The 6507-nt window shown below is 63.0% G+C and carries 2 protein-coding genes and 1 pseudogene; all 3 read right to left on the bottom strand.

All coding sequences use genetic code 11. The features are described from left to right. A partial coding sequence (locus JOZ76_RS10050; RefSeq protein ID WP_291698476.1) for an autotransporter strand-loop-strand O-heptosyltransferase occupies positions 1 to 632 on the bottom strand: 632 nt, incomplete at its 3' end. An 85-nt stretch (positions 633 to 717) separates the two neighbouring features. Continuing rightward, on the bottom strand, positions 718 to 4896 hold the full coding sequence (locus tag JOZ76_RS10045; RefSeq protein ID WP_291698475.1) for a sulfotransferase: 4179 nt from the start codon (positions 4894 to 4896) through the stop codon (positions 718 to 720). A 335-nt stretch (positions 4897 to 5231) separates the two neighbouring features. Continuing rightward, a pseudogene (locus JOZ76_RS10040) lies at positions 5232 to 6507 on the bottom strand (beta strand repeat-containing protein); the annotation flags it as partial.

Here is a 6507-nt window from a genome sequence, read left to right as displayed (position 1 = left end):
TGGTGCACGAACTCATGGTCGTCGAAAAACAGCGCAATACTGTACGTTGCGTAGTAGCGTTCCGACCAAACCTCCTCATGGGTCACGAACGAGATGTCCGGATAAGCGTCGCGGAAGAGCGGAATCAGGCTCTTGCCCATGGCCAAGGTGAGGTGGCAATTGTGGGACTCCTTGAACTTCACGGCGTAGGATACCCAACCGATGAGATCACCGATCGTGCCGATTGGAAACTGGATCAGCACGTCGCGCCCCGCGGCACAATAGTCGTGGCACAGCAGCCTTTCGTCCGTCGACCAGACTTCGATCCGGAAGCGAACGAAATAACGCTTCGCGCTGTTGACAAATCCGGACCGCAGGTCGGTCTCGAACAGGAGGTTGCCGGTGTCGAGGTCGCTCAGCCGCACGTGCCAGGGATGGCCGGTCTCGGGCAGCATGACTCGGCAGCCATCATTGAAATCAAAGCGCAGGCCCACCGGGCCGATCTGAGTCGGCAATTCGGTGGCCTTCGGCAGACGACGCTTTTCCGGAGGCGCAGAAGGGTTCGGTCTGGCGCTGGCTTCTGTAGGCCGCTCCGAAAGAAGGCTGAGGGCCTCATCCGGAACGGGACCATTACGGACCGCTTGCACGCTCACTCAGCACCCCACTGCCATATAAGCCGGAGACAGCCCTACTGCGTGCCGGAGCCGATCACAATCGGCTTCACGCCGGCTCCAGAAGTCAGGCTTGCGTATCCATACCCAGGGCCTCGAACAGCGGCCCAAGGTGCTCCTCATAGCGTCGCCAACTGCCGACGGCACGCTTGTAGAGCGGTTCGCGAACCTGCATCAGGCTGGCTGTCCTCACCGTCCGCTTGGTATCATGGAAATGGCGGCACGCCTCCTCCCATTCCAGCCCGCAATGCGCGAGCACACCTTTCGACACGCCTTCGAGATCCGCGACCAGCTCTTCGTACTGCACATCCATCAGCACGCCTGGCGGCAGCACCTTGTGCCAATGCTCCATCACGCTTTCGTAACCGCGGTAGTAGCGGCCGAGCTCGCCCAGATCATAGGCGAAGGGCTGGCTGCCCGTGAACAGCAGCGAGTAGCAGGAGACGCAGGTATCGAGCGGATCGCGACGGATGTGAATGATTCGCGCGTTGGGCAGCGCAAGATGAATGAGCCCGACAAAAACGAAGTTGAGCGGCATCTTATCGACGATGTGCGGCGCATCGGGCGCCAGCGCGCGCACGCGGGTGGTGTAGGCTTGGCCGAGCTCGGTGATTCGTTCGGACGACAGCGACGTCACGAGGTCCGGATAGGCCGGCGGGACGCTCTGGGCCTTGGCGCATTCGCCGATCAATTCCTTGAATGTCTCGAGCTCGCCGGCACCGAACACCTTCGAGTGACTCGCCAGCACCTGTTCCATCAGTGTGGTGCCCGAGCGCGGCATGCCGACGATGAAAATCGGCGACCACGATCGGTCGCCACACTCCGCGTGCCGTTGAAACAGCTCTGGCGAGAATTTCTCGCGAAGATTCTCGTGCATCGCCAGACGCTGCGGCTCGTCATAGTCGAAGGTCTTCCGCTTCAGCTCATTCGCCCTCTTCAAGTGTTCGAAGGCATCGTCATGCTGCTTCAGGTCGGCAAGTGCCTTGCCCATCGCGAAATGCGCGGCGATCTTCTTCTCATCATCAAGCGAATCCAGGTTGTCGAGTAAGCGACGAAGCCCTGGCAGGCGACAGTCATCCGGCGTGAACTTGTCCATGTTGGCAAGATTGAGGTGAATGGGCCCCTCGTTCGGCGACAATTCCAGCGCCCGCTCGAAGGCCCAGGTCGCTTCCTCGAACTGGCCCAGCGCCTGATAGGCGACGCCCAGATTGTTGTAGGATCCGAATCTCTCGGGCTTAATCTCGATCGCGCGCTTGTTTTGCTCGATGGATTCTTCTAGGCGGTTGAGCTCGAGGAACGCATTGCCCATGTTGCCGTAGGCGTCGGCGTAGTCCGGCTTGATCTCGACCGCCGTCCGGTAGTAGGCGATCGCCCGTTCTGCGTGACCCTGCCGCAGCAAGACGTTAGCGAGATTGTTGTGCGTCTCGGCATGGCGCGGGCTGAGCTGCAGGACCTTGAGATAGCATCTAGCCGCGTCGCCGTCCCGCCCGAGCGCGAAAAGGACGTTTCCCATTGTGAAATGCGAGTCGAGGTGATCGGGTTGCCGCGCGATAGCCCGGTTGAGCTGCTCGACAGCCTCCTGGTTCCTGCCCAGGCTATGCAGCACCGTGGCAGAGGCATAGAGAATCCCCGGATGGTCCGGCGCCAGGGTCAGCGCCTTTTGATAGTGGACCATCGCCACATCCAGCTCTCCCGCGCTGGCGTGGACCGCGCCCAGGCTGCCATGCGCCGCGCCGACGTTTGCGTTGACGGCGACTGCCTGCGTCAGATAGGCCTTCGCCGCGTCGAGCCGGTTGGTCATGGCGCAGATCGCGCCTACGGCGAGTAGCGACTCGAAATGCTGCGGACGAGTCCCGAGCACGAACCCAAGGAGGTGCTCCGCGATCGCGAGGTCACCGCGTTCCTGCAGCCGCTTGGCCAAAAGGAACGCGCGATCGACCTGCGTCTCCAGCGGCGCGGGATGTCGTATGCCAGGCAAGCTTGTCCAAGCGCCGGCGGTCGCACCTTCCACTGAGGGGCACGCCCGCAGCGCGGCCGCGGTCTCCGCTTCGACCCGCGACGGAAGGGAGTCGACCTCGAGCGCATCGAACAGAGGTTTGAGCCGTTCCCCGTAGAAGCGCCACCGTCCGACTGAATCGGCGTAGATCGGCTTGCGCACCTGGACGAGACTTGCAGTCTGGACAGGGCGCTTCGTCTCGTGAAACGAGAGGCAACGGTCATCCCACTCGAGGCCGCAAAACGCGATGAGCCGGCGGGCGGGTCCATCGAGGTCCTTGACCAGATCCTCGTATCGAACCTCCAGCATGGCTTCCGACGGCAATGCCTCGCGCCAGTGGCCCATCAGCGTATCATAGGCCCGGTAGTAGCGTCCGAGTTCGGCAAGATCGTAGGCGAAGGCCTGCCCCTCCGAGAACAGGAGCGAGAAGCACGACAAGCAGGTGTCGACCGGGTCCCGCTTGACATGGATGATGCGCGCGCGCGGCAACGCCAGGCGGATCAGGCCCACGAACAGGAAATTCGAGGGCATCTTGTCGACGATACGGTCGTGTGAACCGATGAGCTTGCTTACACTTTCGACGTAGGTTTTCCCTAGCTCATGCAGATCATCGTTCGATATCTTGCGCAGCATTTCCGGAAAGGTGCTCGCGTTGCGGCGCGCGATCGCTTCCGTCGCGACCGCGAATTCGTTGAGCTCGCCCGCACCGAAGACACGCGGGTGGCTGGCCAGGATCTGCTCGACCAGGCTCGTTCCCGAACGCGGCATTCCGACGACGAAGAGCGGCGCATCCGAGGGGTGGCCGACGTCGGATCGGGTATCCAGGAGGTCTCGTGAAAAGGTGTCGCGGATGCGTCCGATGTGAGCCAGGGTCTCGCGTTCGTCGTAGCCCATGTAGCGACGTTTGAGGGCGTTGCCGAGAGCGAGATGACGAAAGGAACGCTCGGCATCCTTGATGTCGGCGTAGGCCTTTCCAAGCGTGAAATGCAGTGCGATCCGCTGATCGTCGGACAGCGCGTCCTCGCGCGAAGCGAATTCCTCCAGCCGCACCAGCCGCGGATCGTCCTTGGCGAATGGCTTGACGGCGGCGTAATTGAGCTGGATTCCAAGGTTCTGCGGCGCGACTTCAATCACGTGCTCGTACGCGCGCGAAGCATCTTCGATGCGACCGGCAACGAGCAATGCGGCCGCCAGATGATTGAGCGTGATCGCGTCCTCAGGCTCGCTCGCGAGCGCCTGGCGATAACGCGCGCATGCCTCCTCCGCACGGTTTTGGGCGAGCAGAGCATCGCCAAGCAGCCGCAAGGCCGCGGCATAGTGCGGCTTGAGACGGACCGCCTGCTCGTAGTGGGCGATGGCCTGACCAATATCCCCTCGCTTGCGCAGCACGTTGGCGAGGTTGTTGTGCGCCTCGGCCGTCGCCCGCAACGCGATCGCGCGTTCGTAATGCGCGGCGGCGGCTGAGACATTGTCGAGATCGGCATAGAGATTGCCGAGATTATAGTGCGCGTCCGCAAGGCCGGGATTGGCCGTGAGCGCCCGCTGATAGACGGCAATCGCTTGGTCGCGCCGGCCGGTGATCTGCAGGGTTCCGCCGAGATTGATGTAGGCGTCCGTCAATTGAGGATTGACGGCCAGCGCTTGCTCATATTGCGCAATGGCCGCGTCGTGACGCTCGAGGTGACGGTAAGCGTCGCCAAGACTGATATGGGCGAGCGCAAACCGCGGTTTGAGCGCAAGCGCCCTTTCGTGATGCGATACCGCGGATTGGAACTGGCCTAGGCGCTGCAGGGCCAATCCGAGGCTTTGATGCGCGTCGGCATTGGTCGGATCGATCTCAAGCGCCGCGCGATATTGGGCGGACGCGCCGGGAATATCACCGCCGGCGAAGAGGACATGGGCGAGATGCAAGCGAGCCTCGCCATGTTTCTGATCGCAGCTCACGGCCGCTTCGAAATGCCGGCGCGCGCCATGCAGATCGTTGATCCGGCGGAACGCAGTGCCGAGCACCATCTGGTCCTCCACGCTGGAGCTGGCGGCTGCGGCGGCCTGCGCCAGGAGATCGCGCGCCTCGGCCGACGCGCCGAGCTGGCTGCGCACGGTAGCCAATCCGCACAGCGCGCGAAAATGCTTCGGCTCGTCGGCGAGCAGGCCACGATACGCCTGCTCCGCGGCCTTGAGTGCATCGGCACCCGCCGTTGACATGATGGTTGCGGTACGAGGATTGATGGCGATGGCTGGTTTGTTCATGTGTGGCTTAAAAGCTGCGTGTTGAAGAGCGTTTTCCGTTCGAATTGAAGCGAAACGGAGGCTCAAAAATGTCCTTCGAACTCTTCTAGGGCGACATCGGTCGGTGTGACGCAATACGTGGTGCCGCTCAGGCGCGACAAGGGCGCGCGGGTCGGCGCGGTAACGGGATCGGTGTTTTGAAGAACGGTATCGGATCCGGCATGATCCGCCCGCGCGTACCCCAACATCACTTGCCCCACCATCAGATGACGCTGCCCCAAAAAAGAACCAGCGCAGAACGAGGTTCTGCGCTGGGAAGGTTTCGCTGTCACTGCATCGTGCGTGATCCCCCGGGATCAGGCCCAGTGCATCTGATGCGCCACCGCTTCTGCATGCATCAGATCCTGCATGGTGACCATTGCGTGGCTGGCCGCGGTCGCGTGCGACGCTGCCGTCCCCGCCTTCGCCGCAGCTGCTGCGGCCGCGTCATCACCGTCATGACCATGACCGCCAGGCGTCGTCGTGGTGCCAGCCGCCGCCGTGCCGCCGGTGCCGTTGGCGATGTTCGGGGTCGCGGTCACCGGGATGGTGCCCTTGGCCGTTCCGTTGATCGACGTCGCCGTGGCCACGGTCACGGCCGTGCCGACATAGGTACCGCCGTTCACCGGGATGTTGTTGCCGGAGACGTCGGCTGCGTCGGCGTGGAAGCCCTGACCAGCCGCCGCGATCATCGCCTTGTCGGCGGCAAGCGCTGCACCCTGGTCGCCGTTGAGGATGCCCGTGAGGCCCTTGATCGCGTTGGCGCTGTCGGCTTCCAGCGTGCCGCTCAGCAACTCGTTATCGAAGCGGGCCTGGAAGATCGCACCCTGCGCGGCGTCAAAGTTGGCGCCGAACTGCTGGTAGTTGTGGATCTGGGTGATCAGGGTCTGGGTGGCGGCCGCGCCGCCGGTCGCGATCTTCTGCAAGGTTGCATTGATCGTATTGGCCTCAGCAAGGAACGCGGCCCAGAAATTGGTCTGGACCTGGTTGTCCTGGAACTTGGTGACGGTGCCCATGAGCCCGCCCGGCATTTCGGCGAAGCCGCCGATATGGCCGGCATTGCCGTTGCCGCCCGCCGCTACGTTCAGCGCTGCGTCGTTCTGCACGATGTCGATCGAATCGAGCAGGTTGTCGGCGGTGCCGCGCAGTGCCAGGTTGCTGCCTTGGGCCTCCATGGCATCATATTTGTTGAGCTGGAGCGCGACCTGGGTTGCCACCGTCTGCAGATGGATCGTGGTCAGCGCCGCAGCGTTCGCGGTCTCGCCCTTTTCGATCTGGGCGAGCATGGTCTTGTTGTTGAGAATGTTGTTGATGCCCGACTCGACCGCCGTAAGGTCCGTGGTGACCTGACCGAGATTGGCGGGGCTGATGCCACCAAGCGCGAGATCCGCCGCGGCATTGAACACCTGCCCGACCGCGGCCAGGCTGTTGCCTGCGGTCGCGGCGGCCAGCGATGCCGCGTCGTCGGCACCGGCCGGGGTTGCCTGGAACGCGACGTCGTTGGCACCGGTGGTCGCCATGAAGGTGACGTTGGCGAGCGCCGCCGACAGGTGGTTGTCGTTGTGGATTTCGCCGAGGATCTGCTGCTGCACC

It is taken from the genome of Bradyrhizobium sp., assembly GCF_019244115.1.
GTDB lineage: Bacteria > Pseudomonadota > Alphaproteobacteria > Rhizobiales > Xanthobacteraceae > Bradyrhizobium.
The sequence above is the reverse complement of the archived record's forward strand: the minus strand, read 5'-3'. Positions and strand labels throughout refer to the sequence as shown.